This window comes from Kosakonia sp. 1610 (genome assembly GCF_050435845.1).
Classification (GTDB): domain Bacteria; phylum Pseudomonadota; class Gammaproteobacteria; order Enterobacterales; family Enterobacteriaceae; genus Kosakonia; species Kosakonia cowanii.
In genome coordinates this window covers 102,177-118,314 of record NZ_JBNDKZ010000010.1, presented here as the reverse complement: position 1 = coordinate 118,314, position 16,138 = coordinate 102,177, and the positions used below count along the sequence as shown (strand labels likewise).

16 protein-coding genes are annotated in these 16,138 nt (G+C 57.2%); 11 read left to right on the top strand and 5 right to left on the bottom strand.

Annotated elements, in window-relative coordinates; all coding sequences use genetic code 11:
- From cyoB to ABIC80_RS20900, 5 genes are all read left to right on the top strand, one after another.
- Entirely contained in the window at positions 1-1,992 is a 1,992-nt protein-coding gene (gene cyoB / locus ABIC80_RS20920; RefSeq protein WP_200135558.1) for a cytochrome o ubiquinol oxidase subunit I, read from the top strand.
- On the top strand, positions 1,982-2,596 hold the full coding sequence (locus ABIC80_RS20915; protein WP_023481905.1) for a cytochrome o ubiquinol oxidase subunit III: 615 nt from the start codon (positions 1,982-1,984) through the stop codon (positions 2,594-2,596). The genes cyoB and ABIC80_RS20915 overlap by 11 nt, the downstream gene beginning before the upstream one ends.
- Positions 2,596-2,925: a cytochrome o ubiquinol oxidase subunit IV gene (locus ABIC80_RS20910; RefSeq protein WP_023481940.1), complete on the top strand. Its 330-nt coding sequence runs from the start codon at positions 2,596-2,598 to the stop codon at positions 2,923-2,925. The genes ABIC80_RS20915 and ABIC80_RS20910 overlap by 1 nt, the downstream gene beginning before the upstream one ends.
- An 11-nt stretch (positions 2,926-2,936) precedes the next feature.
- Positions 2,937-3,824, top strand: a complete 888-nt coding sequence (gene cyoE, locus ABIC80_RS20905) for a heme o synthase (RefSeq protein WP_200135557.1) — start codon at positions 2,937-2,939, stop codon at positions 3,822-3,824.
- A 146-nt stretch (positions 3,825-3,970) separates the two neighbouring features.
- Positions 3,971-5,332, top strand: coding sequence for an MFS transporter (locus ABIC80_RS20900; RefSeq protein ID WP_312606256.1), 1,362 nt, complete (start codon positions 3,971-3,973; stop codon positions 5,330-5,332).
- 39 nt (positions 5,333-5,371) lie between these two features.
- On the opposite strand, the gene ABIC80_RS20895 is transcribed toward ABIC80_RS20900, so the two are convergent.
- Entirely contained in the window at positions 5,372-5,863 is a 492-nt protein-coding gene (locus ABIC80_RS20895) for a YajQ family cyclic di-GMP-binding protein (protein ID WP_023481915.1), read from the bottom strand.
- Positions 5,864-6,001: 138 nt separating this feature from the next.
- Between ABIC80_RS20895 and panE the strand changes: the two genes are divergently transcribed.
- Positions 6,002-6,913, top strand: coding sequence for a 2-dehydropantoate 2-reductase (gene panE, locus ABIC80_RS20890; protein ID WP_312425096.1), 912 nt, complete (start codon positions 6,002-6,004; stop codon positions 6,911-6,913).
- Positions 6,876-7,469 (top strand): protein deglycase YajL, encoded by a 594-nt coding sequence (yajL, locus tag ABIC80_RS20885; RefSeq protein ID WP_200580919.1) that lies wholly within the window; start codon positions 6,876-6,878, stop codon positions 7,467-7,469. Before panE ends, yajL begins: the two co-directional genes overlap by 38 nt.
- Before the next feature lie 522 nt (positions 7,470-7,991).
- On the opposite strand, the gene thiI is transcribed toward yajL, so the two are convergent.
- Positions 7,992-9,440 (bottom strand): tRNA uracil 4-sulfurtransferase ThiI, encoded by a 1,449-nt coding sequence (gene thiI / locus ABIC80_RS20880; protein WP_042712110.1) that lies wholly within the window; start codon positions 9,438-9,440, stop codon positions 7,992-7,994.
- 204 nt (positions 9,441-9,644) lie between these two features.
- Here thiI and xseB point away from each other — a divergent pair, with 204 nt between their 5' ends.
- From xseB to ABIC80_RS20860, 4 genes are all read left to right on the top strand, one after another.
- On the top strand, positions 9,645-9,887 hold the full coding sequence (gene xseB / locus ABIC80_RS20875; RefSeq protein WP_054804400.1) for an exodeoxyribonuclease VII small subunit: 243 nt from the start codon (positions 9,645-9,647) through the stop codon (positions 9,885-9,887).
- Positions 9,888-10,787 carry a (2E,6E)-farnesyl diphosphate synthase gene (ispA, locus tag ABIC80_RS20870; protein ID WP_200135553.1) on the top strand — a complete coding sequence of 300 codons (900 nt, stop codon included), beginning with the start codon at positions 9,888-9,890 and terminating at the stop codon, positions 10,785-10,787.
- A gap of 29 nt (positions 10,788-10,816) precedes the next feature.
- Positions 10,817-12,679 (top strand): 1-deoxy-D-xylulose-5-phosphate synthase, encoded by a 1,863-nt coding sequence (gene dxs, locus ABIC80_RS20865; RefSeq protein WP_094419514.1) that lies wholly within the window; start codon positions 10,817-10,819, stop codon positions 12,677-12,679.
- 61 nt (positions 12,680-12,740) lie between these two features.
- Complete coding sequence (locus tag ABIC80_RS20860) at positions 12,741-13,715, top strand: aldo/keto reductase (protein WP_200135552.1); 975 nt, start codon at positions 12,741-12,743, stop codon at positions 13,713-13,715.
- Between the two features lie 439 nt (positions 13,716-14,154).
- Here ABIC80_RS20860 and pgpA read toward each other — a convergent pair whose 3' ends face one another.
- The 3 genes from pgpA to nusB form a co-directional block, all read right to left on the bottom strand.
- Positions 14,155-14,676 carry a phosphatidylglycerophosphatase A gene (gene pgpA / locus ABIC80_RS20855; protein WP_263753110.1) on the bottom strand — a complete coding sequence of 174 codons (522 nt, stop codon included), beginning with the start codon at positions 14,674-14,676 and terminating at the stop codon, positions 14,155-14,157.
- Positions 14,654-15,631, bottom strand: coding sequence for a thiamine-phosphate kinase (thiL, locus tag ABIC80_RS20850; RefSeq protein ID WP_042712116.1), 978 nt, complete (start codon positions 15,629-15,631; stop codon positions 14,654-14,656). The genes pgpA and thiL overlap by 23 nt, the downstream gene beginning before the upstream one ends.
- Before the next feature lie 75 nt (positions 15,632-15,706).
- Positions 15,707-16,126, bottom strand: coding sequence for a transcription antitermination factor NusB (gene nusB, locus ABIC80_RS20845; protein ID WP_023481929.1), 420 nt, complete (start codon positions 16,124-16,126; stop codon positions 15,707-15,709).
- Between the last annotated feature and the right edge of the window lie 12 nt (positions 16,127-16,138).

The window sequence follows — 16,138 nt, the reverse complement described above, 5'->3', positions numbered from 1 at the left end:
ATGTTCGGAAAACTTACACTGGATGCAGTGCCGTATCATGAACCAATTATCATGATTACGATCGCTGCGATTGCCGTCGGTGGTCTGGCGGTAGTCGGCCTGATCTCTTACTTCGGTAAGTGGAAATGGCTATGGAATGAGTGGTTGACCTCGGTTGACCATAAACGTCTTGGCATCATGTATGTCCTCGTAGCGGTTGTTATGCTGCTGCGTGGCTTTGCTGACGCCGTAATGATGCGTAGTCAACAAGCGATTTCGTCGATGGGCGAAGCGGGCTTCCTGCCGCCTCACCACTACGATCAGATCTTCACCGCCCACGGCGTGATTATGATCTTCTTCGTGGCGATGCCGTTTGTTATCGGTCTGATGAACCTGGTGGTTCCGCTGCAGATCGGCGCGCGCGACGTTGCCTTCCCGTTCCTTAACAACCTGAGCTTCTGGTTCACGGTTGTGGGCGTGATTCTGGTTAATATCTCTCTGGGCGTCGGTGAATTCGCGCAGACAGGTTGGCTGGCTTATCCGCCGCTCTCGGGAATAGAGTACAGCCCTGGTGTCGGGGTCGATTACTGGATCTGGAGTCTCCAGCTCTCTGGTATCGGTACGACGCTGACCGGTATAAACTTCTTCGTGACCATCCTGCGCATGCGTGCGCCAGGCATGACCATGTTCAAAATGCCGGTCTTCACCTGGGCCTCTCTGTGCGCGAACGTGCTGATTATCGCTTCGTTCCCAATTCTGACGGTTACTATCGCGTTGCTTACCCTGGATCGTTATCTGGGCACCCATTTCTTTACCAACGATATGGGCGGCAACATGATGATGTACATCAACCTGATTTGGGCGTGGGGTCACCCGGAAGTGTACATTCTGGTGCTGCCGGTGTTCGGGGTCTTCTCCGAAATTACCGCCACCTTCTCGCGTAAACGCCTGTTTGGCTACACCTCGCTGGTGTGGGCGACCGTGTGTATTACCATCCTGTCGTTCATCGTTTGGCTGCACCACTTCTTCACCATGGGTGCTGGCGCGAACGTAAACGCCTTCTTCGGTATTACCACGATGATTATCGCCATCCCGACCGGGGTGAAGATCTTCAACTGGCTGTTCACCATGTACCAGGGCCGTATCGTATTCCACTCCTCTATGCTGTGGACTATCGGCTTTATCGTCACCTTCTCCGTAGGTGGGATGACCGGCGTGCTGCTGGCGGTTCCGGGCGCAGACTTCGTACTGCACAACAGCCTGTTCCTGATTGCGCACTTCCATAACGTCATCATCGGCGGCGTGGTATTTGGTTGCTTCGCAGGTATGACCTACTGGTGGCCGAAAGCGTTTGGTTACACCCTGAACGAAACCTGGGGTAAACGCGCATTCTGGTTCTGGATTATCGGCTTCTTCGTTGCGTTTATGCCGCTGTACGTACTGGGCTTCATGGGTATGACCCGTCGTCTCAGCCAGCATATCGACCCGCAGTTCCACAGCATGCTGATTGTGGCAGCTTGTGGTGCCGCGCTGATCGCACTGGGTATCCTGTGTCTGCTGATTCAGATCTACGTCTCTGTTCGTGACCGCGATCAGAACCGTGACCTGACCGGTGACCCGTGGGGTGGCCGTACGCTGGAGTGGGCAACCTCCTCTCCTCCGCCGTTCTATAACTTTGCCGTTGTTCCGGAAATTCACGAACGTGATGCTTTCTGGGAGATGAAAGAGAAAGGCGAGGCGTACAAGCAACCTGCCCACTATGAAGAGATTCATATGCCGAAAAACAGCGGCGCCGGGATTGTTATTGCCGCGTTCGCAACGGTATTCGGTTTTGCCATGATCTGGCACATCTGGTGGATGGCGATTGCCAGCTTCGCAGGCATCATCATCAGCTGGATTGTGAAAAGCTTCGACGAAGACGTGGACTACTACGTACCGGTTGCAGAAATCGAGAAACTGGAAAAACAGCATTTCGATGAGATCAACAAAGCAGGGCTGACAAATGGCAACTGATACTTTGACCAACGCGCACGCCCATGCGCACGAACACGGGCACCACGATGCAGGGCCGAATAAAGTATTCGGTTTCTGGATCTACCTGATGAGCGACTGCATTCTGTTCAGCTGTCTGTTCGCGACCTATGCCGTTCTGGTGAACGGCACAGCGGGCGGCCCGACCGGCAAGGACATTTTTGAACTGCCGTTCGTTCTGGTAGAGACATTCCTGCTGCTGTTCAGCTCCATCACCTACGGCATGGCGGCGATCGCCATGCACAAGGGCAACAAGAGCCAGGTTATCTCCTGGCTTGCGCTGACCTTCCTGTTTGGTGCGGGCTTTATCGGCATGGAGATCTATGAGTTCCATCATCTGATTGCAGAAGGTATGGGTCCGGATCGTAGCGGCTTCCTGTCAGCGTTCTTTGCGCTGGTTGGTACCCACGGTCTGCACGTTACCTCTGGCCTGATCTGGATGGCGGTTCTGATGTTCCAGGTTTCCCGTCGCGGCCTGACCAGCACAAACCGTACCCGCATCATGTGCCTGAGCCTCTTCTGGCACTTCCTTGATGTGGTATGGATCTGTGTGTTCTCTGTTGTTTATCTGATGGGGGCGATGTAATGAGTCATTCAACCGATCACAGCGGCGCATCCCACGGTAGCGTAAAAACCTACATGACAGGTTTTATCCTGTCAGTCATCCTGACGGTTATTCCGTTCTGGATGGTGATGAGCGGTACCGCGTCACACGCCGCAATTCTGGGGACCGTACTGGTCACCGCAGTGGTACAGATTTTGGTTCATCTGGTCTGCTTCCTGCACATGAACACCTCTTCTGAGGAGCGCTGGAACCTGACCGCCTTTGTCTTTACCGTGATTATCATCGCTATCCTGGTAGTGGGCTCCATCTGGATTATGTGGAACCTGAACTACAACATGATGGTTCACTAAGAGCGGCGAGTATGTTCAAGCAATACCTGCAAGTAACGAAACCGGGCATTATTTTTGGCAATTTGATCTCCGTGATTGGGGGGTTCCTGCTGGCCTCTAAAGGCCAGATTGATTACCCCCTGTTCCTCTACACGCTGATCGGCGTGTCGTTGGTGGTCGCCTCTGGTTGTGTTTTTAACAACTACATCGACCGTGACATCGATAAAAAGATGGAGCGGACGAAAAACAGGGTGCTGGTCAGAGGGCTGATCTCGCCAAAAGTCTCGCTGGTGTACGCCGCCTTGTTGGGTATTGCTGGCTTTATGCTGCTGTGGTTCGGCGCAAATCCGCTGGCCTGCTGGCTCGGGGTGATGGGGTTTGTGGTTTATGTCGGGGTGTATAGCCTCTATATGAAACGCCACTCCGTCTACGGTACGCTGATTGGCTCTCTCTCCGGCGCAGCGCCGCCGGTGATTGGCTACTGCGCCGTGACCAACGAGTTTGACAGCGGCGCGGCGATCCTGCTGGCGATTTTCAGCCTGTGGCAGATGCCCCACTCGTATGCCATCGCGATTTTCCGCTTTAAGGATTATCAGGCAGCGAACATCCCGGTTCTGCCGGTGGTGAAAGGCATCTCCGTGGCGAAAAACCACATCACGCTCTATATCGTGGCGTTTGCTGTCGCCACCCTGATGCTCTCGCTGGGCGGCTATGCAGGTTATAAATACCTGGTGGTTGCTGCCGCGGTGAGCCTCTGGTGGCTGGGCATGGCGCTGCGCGGGTATAAAGTGGCGGATGACAAAGTGTGGGCGCGCAAACTGTTCGTCTTCTCGATTGTCGCCATCACCTCGCTCAGCGTGATGATGTCCGTGGACTTTATGGTGCCGGATTCACATAGCCTGCTGACTTACGTCTGGTGATCCAGACCGTCATATAAAGGGTGCCTCGGCACCCTTTTTTTATGCCCGCCATCCCATCCACGCAGGTAATATTTGTTAATTAAGCTGGTGTTTACCCCGCCCTGCCCCCGCACTACACTATGTCCGGTTTTCAACATGAGGTGGTAATGAACGATTACAAGATGACGCCAGGCGAGTTGCGCGCCACCTGGGGTTTAGGGACTGTATTCTCCCTGCGCATGCTCGGCATGTTTATGGTCCTGCCCGTTCTGACCACGTACGGTATGGCGCTGCAGGGCGCCAGCGAAGCATTAATCGGTCTGGCAATTGGTATTTACGGCCTCGCTCAGGCCATCTTTCAAATTCCCTTCGGCCTGCTCTCGGATCGCATCGGCCGCAAGCCGCTGATCGTCGGCGGGCTGGTGATTTTTGTCGCTGGCAGCGTGATTGCCGCCCTCTCCCACTCTATCTGGGGCATTATTCTCGGCCGTGCGCTGCAAGGTTCCGGCGCGATTGCCGCCGCTGTCATGGCGCTGCTCTCCGATTTAACCCGCGAGCAGAACCGCACCAAAGCGATGGCCTTTATCGGCGTCAGTTTTGGCGTCACCTTCGCCATCGCCATGGTGCTCGGCCCAATCATCACCCATAAACTGGGTCTGCATGCACTCTTCTGGATGATTGCCGGTCTTGCCACGCTTGGCATTGCGCTGACGCTGTGGGTGGTGCCAAACAGCACCCAGCACGTGCGCAACCGTGAATCGGGGATGGTGAAAGGCTGTTTTAGCCTGGTCATGGCAAACCCGAAGCTGCTTAAACTTAACTTCGGCATTATGTGCCTGCATATACTGCTGATGTCGACCTTTGTCGCCCTGCCGGGCCAGCTGGAAGCTGCCGGGTTTGCTGCGGCGCAGCACTGGAAAATCTATCTCGTCACCATGCTGGTGTCGTTTGTCTCCGTCGTGCCGTTCATTATCTATGCCGAAGTGAAGCGCAAAATGAAGCGGGTCTTCCTGCTCTGCGTCGCTCTGCTGGTGATCGCGGAAATTGTGCTGTGGGGCGCGGGCCCGCACTTCTGGGAGATTGTCATCGGCGTGCAGATCTTCTTCCTCGCCTTTAACCTGATGGAAGCGCTGCTGCCCTCGCTTATCAGTAAAGAAGCACCCGCAGGCTATAAAGGCACGGCGATGGGCATCTACTCCACCAGCCAGTTCCTTGGCGTGGCGATTGGCGGCTCGCTCGGCGGTTGGGTTGATGGCTTTTTCGACTCCCAGACGGTATTTCTCGCCGGTGCGCTGCTGGCGGTAGTCTGGCTATTAGTCGCCAGCACCATGCAAGAGCCGCCTTATGTCAGCAGTTTGCGTATCGCGATCCCGGAGGATGTTGCGGTGGATGCGGCGTTGCAGCAGCGGCTGCTGGCAATGGACGGGGTAAGCGAAGCGATGGTGGTGCCGGAGGAGCGCAGCGTCTATGTGAAGATAGACAGCAAGGTGACCAACCGTTTTGAAGTGGAACAGGCGGTTGCGGGTTAAAGGTGAAGCGCCCTCCCCCGCACGGGAGAGGGCACACCATTAATCGCGGAAGTTCTTAAACTGGAACGGCTGGCCTAAGTTACCGCCGCGCACCAGCGCCATGGCGGCCTGCAGGTCGTCACGGGCTTTACCGGTCACGCGGATCTCTTCACCCTGAATCTGCGCCTGCACCTTCAGTTTGCTCTCTTTAATCAGCTTGATGATCTTCTTCGCCGTTGCGGCGTCAATCCCCTGCTTGAGCTTCGCTTCAACAAACCAGGTTTTACCGCTGTGGACAAACTCTTCCGGCACTTCCAGCGAGGTGCCTTCAATGCCGCGCTTTAACAGCTTGGCGCGCAGGATATCGAGCAGTTGGTTGACCTGGAAGTCAGACTCGCTTAGCACCTTGATGGTTTTGTTGGTTTCGTTTAATTCAAACGTCGCTTCAATGTTGCGAAAGTCGAAACGCGTGGCCAGTTCACGGGTCGCATTCTCAACGCCGTTTTGCACTTCGCGCAGATCAATTTCGGAAACAATATCGAAAGATGGCATCTTTTCTCTCCCTCTGTAATTTCAGCGATGCATAATACCCGCACTGTGTATTAACACAATCTTGAATACTGGAAGCTTAGCTGACAGCGCTATACTTATCGCTGTAACACCTGGCGCAGTTGCAGGTGAGGAGGAATAATGAGAATTACCGTACTGGGATGCGGCGCCTTAGGGCAACTGTGGTTAACAGCACTGTGCAAGCAGGGACATGAGGTACAGGGCTGGTTACGTATCCCGCAACCTTATTGCAGTGTGAACCTGGTTGAAGAAGACGGCACGATTTTTAACGAGTCCCTGACGGCTAACGACCCCGATTTCCTGGCCCGCAGCGATCTGCTGCTGGTCACACTTAAAGCCTGGCAGGTCTCCGATGCGGTAAAAGGGCTGGTTGCCTCGCTCTCGCCCGCCACGCCGGTGCTGCTGCTGCATAACGGCATGGGCACCGTTGAAGAGCTGAAATCCCTGCCCAATCCGCTGCTGATGGGCACCACCACCCATGCTGCGCGCCGCGATGGCAATGTGATTATTCACGTCGCCAGCGGCATCACCCATATTGGCCCGGCGCGCGCGCAGGATGGCGAGTTCAGCTACCTGGCCGACACGCTGCAAATGGCGCTGCCGGATGTCGCCTGGCACAACACCATTCGCCCTGCACTGTGGCGCAAGCTGGCGGTGAACTGCGTGATCAACCCGCTGACGGCGCTGCGCGACTGCAAAAATGGCGATCTGCGCGACGCGCCGGAAGAAATAGAGAAAATCGCCCGCGAAGTGGCGGCGGTGATCGAGCGCGAAGGCCACCATATCTCCGCCGACGAACTGATCGCCTATGTTCACCAGGTGATTGAGAGTACGGCGGAGAATATCTCATCGATGCTGCAGGATGTGCGCGCGATGCGCCATACCGAGTGCGATTACATTACCGGCTATCTGCTCAGACGCGCCCGCGCGCACGGCATCGCGGTGCCTGAGAATGCCCGGCTGTTCGACCTGATTAAACGTAAGGAGAGTGAATATGAGCGCATCAGCTCTGATATGTCTCGCCCCTGGTAGTGAAGAGATGGAGGCGGTCACCACTATCGATCTGCTGGTGCGCGGCGGGATCGCAGTGACCACCGCCAGCGTGGCCAGCGACGGCGAGCGCGTCATCACCTGCTCGCGCGGCGTAAAGCTGCTGGCCGACGCGCCGCTGGTTGAGGTAGCAGACGGCGATTACGACGTTATCGTGCTGCCAGGCGGGCTTAAGGGCGCGGAGTGCATGCGCGATAACCCGCTGCTGGTAGAGACCGTGCGCCAGTTTCACCTCTCCGGGCGCATCGTTGCGGCGATTTGTGCCGCCGCCGGCACCGTGCTGGTGCCCCATGAGATCTTCCCGATCGGCAATATGACCGGTTTTCCTGGGCTTAAGGAGACGATCCCGGAGGCGCAGTGGCAGGATAAGCGCGTGGTATGGGATCCGCGCGTCAATCTGTTGACCAGCCAGGGGCCGGGCACGGCGATTGATTTTGGTCTGAAGATTATCGATCTGCTGGTCGGGCGTGAAAAAGCCCACGACGTGGCGTCACAGCTGGTGATGGCGGCAGGGATTTATAACTACTACGAAGCGTAAGCTTTGGCGCTGAATGCCGGATGGCGCTGGCGCTTATCCGGCCTACGGGTAGGTGCGGTCTGTCTGCCGGATGGCGCTGACGCTTATCCGGCCTACGGGTACGTGCGGTTTGTGTGCCGGATGGCGCTGACGCTTATCCGGCCTACGGGTACGTGCGGTCTGTCTGCCGGATGGCGCTGGCGCTTATCCGGCCTACGGGTAGGTGCGGTCTGTCTGCCGGATGGCGCTGACGCTTATCCGGCCTACGGGTAGGTGCGGTCTGTGTGCCGGATGGCGCTGGCGCTTATCCGGCCTACGGGTAGGTGCGGTCTGTCTGCCGGATGGCGCTGACGCTTATCCGGCCTACGGGTAAGTGCGGTCTGTCTGCCGGATGGCGCTGGCGCTTATCCGGCCTACGGGTAGGTGCGGTTTGTTTGAATGCTATGCGGTAAACGATTGATGGCATGTTGCACCGCGTAGGCCGGATAAGGCGAAGCCGCCATCCGGCACAATCCACGGTGCTATCCATGGCACAACGTAAAACTACGGGCGATAAACCTTCACATTGGTAAAGCCCTGCTCACGCAGATAGAGCGCCTGCAGGCGGCTCATCACGCCGCGCTCACACCACAGCAGCCAGGTTTTGCTCTGATCGAGATCGCCAAACTTGGTGCTCAGCTTGTAGAACGGCAGCGACACCACATCTACGCCTTCCAGCTGCAGCGGCTTGTCATCCTGCTCGTCGATGGAACGGATATCAAGGATCGCGTCATTTTCACCGAAGCCGGTTACCGTTTCGACTTCCACCACCTCTTCCGAGGTCTGCTGCGCGATTTCACGAATATCGATATTGCTCGCTTCCGCGACCACTTTCTCAAGGATCGAGAAATCGAAGTTCGCCTCTTCCGCTTCAATCTTCCCTTTAACCGCTTTTACCGTCGGTTTTTTGGAGATCACGCCGCAATACTCCGGCATGGTGCGGGCAAAATCTTCGGTGCCGATTTTGCGCGCCAGATCGATGATGTGCTCTTTATCGTGAGAGATAAGCGGGCGCAGGATCAGCGTATCGGAGACGTTATCAATCAAACGCAGGTTGGTCAGCGTCTGGCTGGAGACCTGGCCCAGCGCTTCGCCGGTCACCAGCGCCTGCACGCCGTAGCGCTCGGCTACCTGAGAGGCTGCACGGACCATCATGCGTTTCAGCACCACGCCCATCTGGCCGTCGTCGACTTTCTCGAGGATCTCGCCCACCACCGGCTCAAAGTTGATCGCCACAAAACGCACGCGATGGGAACTGCCGAAGCGGTTCCACAAATAGTGCGCCACCTGACGGACGCCGATTTCATGCGCCGCGCCGCCAAGGTTAAAGAAGCAGTAGTGTACGCGGCAGCCGCGACGCATCAGCATATAGCTGGAGACGCCGGAGTCGAACCCGCCGGAGATGAGCGACAGCACATCTTCCTGCGTGCCGATCGGGAAGCCGCCAATACCTTCATAACGGCCCTTCACCAGCAGCAGGCGATCGTCTTCAATCTCCAAATGCACGGTCACATCCGGGTGGGTCAATTTAACCTTTGCCGACGCAACGTGTTGATTAAGGCCGCCGCCGATGTAGCGTTCTGCTTCGATCGAGCTAAACTCATGTTGCCCGCGGCGTTTTACCCGCACGCAGAAAGTTTTGCCTTCAATCGCATCGCGATACTGCGCCAGCGCTTTCTCAAAAATGTCATGCAGAGAGGTAAAAGGAACATCCTCTACTTCCAGCACATGGTGAATGCCCGGCACGCGGGTCAGCGCATCGCGGATGGCCAGACGTTGGTTCTCGTCTTTGGCGCGCACTTCAATATGGTCCCAGTGGCGCACAACGGCGAGCGCCTCATCGTAGTGCTTCAGAACGTTACGAATGTTCCCGGTCAGAATTTTAATAAAGCGCAAACGCACAGATTGGCTTTTGATGGTGATTTCCGGGAACAATTTAATGATAAACTTCATGGCGGCAATGGTTCGTTGGCAAGCCTGCAAAGGCCTGTAGAGGAAAATTTACAGCAGCCCTTACCCGCGGCTGCATCCAGGCGCGGAAGTATACCACCATCGCGAAGATCATGTGCAACGCATTACCACTGAGCGTTATTTGCTATGTGCCCCGACTTCGCTACCATAACGTAGTCGGAATAATAGAAGAGTCAGACATTCACTATGCCAAAGAAAAACGACGCACCCGCCAGTTTCGAAACCGCACTGAGCGAACTGGAACAGATTGTCACTCGTCTTGAAAGCGGCGAACTTCCGCTTGAAGATGCCCTGAACGAATTCGAGCGCGGCGTCCAGCTGGCCCGCCAGGGACAGGTTAAGCTTCAGCAGGCGGAACAGCGCGTACAGATCCTGCTCTCCGATACCGAAGAGGCGCCGTTAACCCCTTTCGCTCCGGATGCTGAATAGATGGATTTCAATCAACAACTGCAGGCCTGCGTTGAACAGGCCAACGACGCGCTGCGCCGTTTCATCGATCCCCTGCCCTTTCAGAACACTCCGCTGGTTGAGGCGATGCAGTATGGCGCACTCTTAGGCGGTAAGCGCCTGCGCCCCTTTTTGGTTTATGCCACCGGCCGCATGTTCGGCGTCAGCCAGCAAACGCTGGACGCGCCCGCCGCGGCGGTGGAGTGCATTCATGCTTACTCATTAATGCATGACGATCTGCCGGCGATGGACGACGACGATCTGCGTCGCGGTCTGCCCACCTGCCATATTAAATTTGGCGAAGCCAATGCCATTCTCGCGGGCGATGCCTTGCAGACGCTGGCCTTCTCGATCCTGACGGAAGCGCCGATGACGGATGTCGCCGCAGAAGATCGCCTGGCGATGGTCGCCACCCTCGCAAACGCCAGCGGCGTTGCCGGGATGTGCGGCGGGCAGGCGCTGGATCTGGCGGCAGAAAATGAGCAGGTTTCTCTGGAAGGGCTGGAGCAGATCCACCGTCATAAAACCGGGGCGCTGATCTGCGCGGCGGTAAAAATGGGCGCGCTGAGCGCCGGGCAACGCGGTCGCGACGCGCTGCCGCTGCTCGAACGCTACGCACAGTGTGTCGGCCTGGCGTTTCAGGTTCAGGATGACATCCTCGATGTGGTCGGCGATACTGCGACCCTTGGCAAACGCCAGGGTGCTGACCAGCAACTGGGTAAAAGCACCTACCCCGCACTACTGGGCCTTGAGCAAGCCCGCACGAAAGCCCGCGATCTGATTGACGATGCCCGCCAGGCGCTGAGCCTGCTGTCGGCGCAATCGCTGGATACGACGGCACTGGAAGCACTGGCGAATTACATAATCCAGCGTGATAAATAACGATATAACACGATGAGTCCGAGTCTCTGATGAGTTTTGATACAGCCAAATACCCGACGCTGGCGCTGGTTGATACCACGCAAGAGTTGCGCCTGCTGCCGAAAGAGAGTTTGCCGAAACTGTGCGACGAGCTGCGTCGCTACCTCCTCGACAGCGTAAGCCGCTCCAGTGGACACTTCGCCTCCGGGCTTGGCACGGTTGAACTGACCGTGGCGCTGCATTACGTCTATAACACGCCCTTCGATCAGTTAATCTGGGACGTCGGCCACCAGGCCTATCCGCACAAAATCCTCACCGGCCGCCGCGACAAAATCGGCACCATCCGGCAGAAAAACGGCCTGCACCCCTTCCCGTGGCGCGGCGAGAGTGAATATGACGTGCTGAGCGTCGGTCACTCCTCTACCTCCATCAGCGCCGGGATCGGCGTGGCCGTGGCGGCAGCGAAAGAGAATAAGCAGCGTCGTACCGTCTGCGTGATTGGCGATGGCGCCATCACCGCGGGTATGGCGTTTGAGGCGATGAACCACGCCGGGGATATTCGCCCCGATATGCTGGTGGTTCTCAACGACAACGAGATGTCGATCTCCGAGAATGTTGGCGCGCTGAATAATCATCTGGCGAAGCTGCTCTCCGGCAAGCTCTACTCCACCCTGCGCGAAGGCGGGAAAAAAGTGCTCTCCGGCGTGCCGCCGATCAAAGAGTTGCTGAAACGCACTGAAGAACATATCAAAGGCATGGTCGTGCCGGGCACGCTGTTTGAAGAACTGGGCTTTAACTATATCGGCCCGGTGGACGGTCACGATGTGCTGGGCCTGGTGCAGACGCTGCGTAATATGCGCGATCTGAAAGGCCCGCAGTTCCTGCATATCATGACCAAAAAAGGGCGCGGCTATGAGCCGGCCGAGAAAGATCCCATCACTTTCCACGCGGTGCCGAAGTTCGATCCGACCAGCGGCACCCTGCCGAAAAGCAGCGGCGGTATGCCGAGCTATTCGAAAATCTTCGGCGACTGGCTGTGTGAAACCGCCGCGAAAGATAACAAGTTAATGGCCGTTACCCCGGCGATGCGCGAAGGCTCCGGCATGGTTGAGTTCTCGCGCAAATACCCGGGGCAATATTTTGATGTCGCCATTGCCGAGCAGCACGCGGTCACTTTTGCCGCCGGGCTGGCAATCGGCGGCTACAAACCGGTGGTGGCAATCTACTCCACCTTCCTGCAGCGCGCCTACGATCAGGTGATCCACGACGTGGCGATCCAGAAGCTGCCGGTGCTGTTTGCTATCGATCGCGCCGGGATTGTTGGCGCGGACGGCCAGACCCACCAGGGGGCGTTTGATATCTCCTATCTGCGCTGCATCCCGGAGATGGTGGTGATGACGCCAAGCGATGAGAACGAGTGCCGCCAGATGCTCTTTACCGGCTACCACTACGCGGATGGCCCGAGCGCCGTGCGCTACCCGCGCGGTAACGCGGTCGGCGTGACGCTGGAGCCGCTGGCGAAACTGCCTATCGGTAAAGGCGTGGTGAAACGTAAAGGCGAGAAGGTGGCGATCCTTAACTTCGGTACTTTGCTGCCGGAAGCAGCTAAAGCCGCCGAGGCGCTGAATGCGACGCTTATTGATATGCGCTTTGCCAAACCGCTTGATGAAGCGCTGATCCTGCAGGCGGCTTCGCAGCATGAGGTGCTGGTAACGCTGGAAGAGAACGCCATTGCGGGCGGTGCCGGTAGCGGCGTTAACGAAGTGCTGATGGCGAAGCGCAAACCGGTGCCGGTGCTCAACCTCGGCCTGCCGGACTTCTTTATTCCGCAGGGTACGCAGGATGAAGCGCGCGCAGAGATTGGCCTCGACGCGGCCGGTATCGAATCGCGCATCAAAAACTGGCTCGCCTGATTCCGCCCTTTTCCGCTCCTGCTATGCTTAAGCCTAATTCGTGACCAGCAGGAGTGGAACCATGCAATACAACACATTAGGGAAAACAGACCTCAAGGTCTCCCGCCTTTGCCTTGGCTGTATGACCTTTGGCGAGCCGGACCGGGGTAAACATGCCTGGACGCTGCCGGAAGAGAGCAGCCGCCCGATTATCCAGCGCGCGCTGGAAGGCGGGATTAACTTCTTTGATACCGCTAACAGCTACTCCGACGGCAGCAGTGAAGAGATCGTTGGTCGTGCGCTGCGCGATTTCGCCCGCCGCGACGAGGTGGTTGTTGCTACTAAGGTTTACCATCAGGTCGGCGATCTGGCTGAAGGCCTCTCCCGCGCGCAGATCCTGCGCTCCATTGATGACAGCCTGCAACGCCTCGGCATGGAGTATGTCGATCTGCTGCAAATCCACCGCTGGGACTACAACACACCGATTGAAGAGACGCTGGAAGCGCTGAACGATGTGGTGAAAGCGGGTAAAGCGCGCTATATCGGTGCATCTTCCATGCACGCCAGCCAGTTTGCGCAGGCGCTGGCTTTGCAGGAGCAGCACGGCTGGGCGCGCTTTGTCACCATGCAGAATCACTACAACCTTATCTATCGTGAAGAAGAGCGCGAGATGCTGCCGCTCTGCTACAAAGAGGGCGTGGCGATTATTCCGTGGAGCCCGCTGGCGCGCGGACGTTTGACCCGCCCGTGGGGGGAAACCACCGCCCGCCTGGTTTCTGATGAGTTTGGCAAAACGCTGTATAGCGAAACGGATGCTAACGATGCGCAGATCGCCGAACGTCTGGCAAGCGTGGCAGAAGAGCTGGGTGCGTCGCGTGCGCAGGTGGCGCTGGCATGGTTGTTGAGTAAGCCAGGCGTTGCCGCACCGATTATTGGCGCGTCCCGTGGGGATCAGCTGGAAGAGCTGTTAGGCGCGGTAGCGTTAACGCTGAAGCCGGAGCAGATTGCCGAGCTGGAGATGCCCTATAAACAGCACCCGGTGGTGGGGTTTAAGTAACGCGCGGATAAGTTGCCGGATGGCGGCTTGCGCCTTATCCGGCCTACGCCCAAATGTTAATTCGGTGTCGTAAGCCTGATAAGCGCAGCGCCATCAGGCATTTTCCACCGCATCCACATGCCAGCCCGGAATCGTAGGCCTGATAAGCGCAGCGCCATCAGGCAATTGCCACCGCATTCACATGCAAGCCCAAAACCGTAGGCCTGATAAGCGCAGCGCCATCAGGCAATTTCCACCGCATTCACATGCCAGCCCGAAACCGTAGGCCTGATAAGCGCAGCGCCATCAGGCATTTCCACCGCATCCACATGCCAGCCCGGAATCGTAGGCCTGATAAGCGCAGCGCCATCAGGCATTTCCACCGCATCCACATGCAAACCCGAAACCGTAGGCCTGATAAGCGGAGCGCCATCAGGCATTTCGCCGCAGCCTGATAGTGCTAAATCAGCCCAATCGGCCAATGATGACCAATCACATAGAGCAACCCGGCGGCGACAATCCCGGCGACGATATCGTCGACCATAATCCCCATGCCGCCATGCACGTTGCGATCGAACCAGCGGATCGGCCACGGCTTCCAGATATCAAAAATGCGAAACAGCACAAACCCAAGCGCGACCCACTGCCAGTCATTAGTGGGCAGCGCCATCAGGGTGATCCACATGCCGATAAACTCATCCCAGACGATACTGCCGTGATCGTGCACGCCCATATCTTTTGCCGTCTGATGGCAGAGATAAACACCCAGCGAGATCCCCAGCATCACCAGCAGCGAATAGAGCTGCCAGGGCAGGAAGGTCATCAGCCACCAAAAAGGGATCGCCGCAATCGAGCCCATGGTGCCGGGCATAAACGGGATTAAACCGCTGCCAAACCCGGTCGCCAGCAGGTGCCACGGGTTACGCATAGTGAGACGGCTTTTGGCGATATCTTTATCTTTAGTGCGCTGCAAAATGGTCATATCCTTTCCAGTCGAGGGTGACGGCTTTTCCCTCGCGAGTGAAGTAGAGCCCCTCCCCGTCCGCGCCCATCTGCCCGATGCAGGTAAACGGTGCGCCCAGCTGTCCAATCGCCACATCCAGTGCGCCGCGATTCAGCTCAGGTACGGTAAAGCAGAGTTCATAATCCTCTCCGCCGGACAACGCCCAGCGCAGCGCCTGATCCGGCTCGACGTGCCGACGCATGGCATCCGATAACGGCATCGCATCAAGATCGATCCGCGCGCCAAACCCGCTCGCTTTCAGGATATGCCCGAGATCGGAGATAAGCCCGTCAGAGAGATCGATGGCCGAGCTTGCGAGGTTACGCAGCGCCTGGCCCTGCAGCACGCGCGCCGTCGGGCGCAGATGGCGCTTCATAAGATAAGCCGCATCATCGCTGTCGCTGACGGTTAAACGGTTTTGCAAAATCGCCAGCCCGGCAGCGCTGTCGCCCGGCGTACCGGTGACATAGATCCAGTCGCCCGGCTTCGCGCCGGAGCGCTTCATCGCGCGGCCTGCCGGCACGTAACCATGAATACCAATGGTCATCGACAGCGGCCCGCGGGTGGTATCACCGCCGATAAGCTGCATATCGTAATAGCTGATTTGCTCAAACAGACTGTCGCTGAAAGCCTGCAACCACGCTTCGTCCGCTTCCGGGAGCGTTAACGCCAGCGTCAACCAGGCAGGATCGGCACCCATCGCCGCCAAATCGCTAAGATTAGAGGCCATTGCTTTCCAGGCCAGATCGGCAGGATCGATATCGGGGAGAAAATGGTTACCCGCCACCAGCGTGTCGACGCTGATCGCCAGGGTCTGTTTTTCGGGGACATTGAGCAGCGCACAATCGTCACCGATACCGGTTTCGACGTCGCGACGTGAAGTTCGTACGCGGTCAAAATAACGGGCAATCAGGGAGAATTCACCGCATGCCATACGTTATTCCTCTGTAGAAAAAAGAAAAAGCCGGGACCGGCGCGCTGAAAGCGTCGCCCGTCACCGGCTTGCGGATCACTTCTTGTGGGGACGGATCGCAGGTGCGGCTTTATCCAGCACGCCGTTCACAAACTTATGGCTGTCTTCAGCGCCAAAGGTTTTAGCCAGTTCGATAGCTTCGTTGATCGCCACTTTATAGGGCACATCATCACGTTTTGAGAGTTCGAACAGCGCGATACGCAATACCGCTTTCTCAACCTGACCCAGCTCTTCGAGCAGACGGGAGAGGTATGGCTTCATCAGGCCATCGAGATATGCGCTATTAGTCGCCACCCCGTTCAACAGTTCACGGAAGTACACGACGTCAACATCTTTCACGTCCTGTTCCGCCAGGAACTGGTATTCAACATCAGTGATGTCGTTCTGGGACAACTGCCAGGAGTAAAGCGCCTGAACGGCACACTCACGGGCGCGGCGACGAGCAGCAGGTTTCACGTAATTCCCCTT

What these genes read in the sequence shown, in the direction of transcription:
- dxs (WP_094419514.1), top strand. Translation starts at nt 10,817, where the DNA reads ATGAGTTTTGATACAGCCAAATACCCGACGCTGGCGCTGGTTGATACC.
- ABIC80_RS20900 (WP_312606256.1), top strand. Translation starts at nt 3,971, where the DNA reads ATGAACGATTACAAGATGACGCCAGGCGAGTTGCGCGCCACCTGGGGT.
- ABIC80_RS20895 (WP_023481915.1), bottom strand. Translation starts at nt 5,863, where the DNA reads ATGCCATCTTTCGATATTGTTTCCGAAATTGATCTGCGCGAAGTGCAA.
- pgpA (WP_263753110.1), bottom strand. Translation starts at nt 14,676, where the DNA reads ATGACCATTTTGCAGCGCACTAAAGATAAAGATATCGCCAAAAGCCGT.
- yajL (WP_200580919.1), top strand. Translation starts at nt 6,876, where the DNA reads ATGAGCGCATCAGCTCTGATATGTCTCGCCCCTGGTAGTGAAGAGATG.
- thiL (WP_042712116.1), bottom strand. Translation starts at nt 15,631, where the DNA reads ATGGCATGCGGTGAATTCTCCCTGATTGCCCGTTATTTTGACCGCGTA.
- ABIC80_RS20915 (WP_023481905.1), top strand. Translation starts at nt 1,982, where the DNA reads ATGGCAACTGATACTTTGACCAACGCGCACGCCCATGCGCACGAACAC.
- ABIC80_RS20860 (WP_200135552.1), top strand. Translation starts at nt 12,741, where the DNA reads ATGCAATACAACACATTAGGGAAAACAGACCTCAAGGTCTCCCGCCTT.
- panE (WP_312425096.1), top strand. Translation starts at nt 6,002, where the DNA reads ATGAGAATTACCGTACTGGGATGCGGCGCCTTAGGGCAACTGTGGTTA.
- thiI (WP_042712110.1), bottom strand. Translation starts at nt 9,440, where the DNA reads ATGAAGTTTATCATTAAATTGTTCCCGGAAATCACCATCAAAAGCCAA.
- ABIC80_RS20910 (WP_023481940.1), top strand. Translation starts at nt 2,596, where the DNA reads ATGAGTCATTCAACCGATCACAGCGGCGCATCCCACGGTAGCGTAAAA.
- ispA (WP_200135553.1), top strand. Translation starts at nt 9,888, where the DNA reads ATGGATTTCAATCAACAACTGCAGGCCTGCGTTGAACAGGCCAACGAC.
- cyoB (WP_200135558.1), top strand. Translation starts at nt 1, where the DNA reads ATGTTCGGAAAACTTACACTGGATGCAGTGCCGTATCATGAACCAATT.
- cyoE (WP_200135557.1), top strand. Translation starts at nt 2,937, where the DNA reads ATGTTCAAGCAATACCTGCAAGTAACGAAACCGGGCATTATTTTTGGC.
- xseB (WP_054804400.1), top strand. Translation starts at nt 9,645, where the DNA reads ATGCCAAAGAAAAACGACGCACCCGCCAGTTTCGAAACCGCACTGAGC.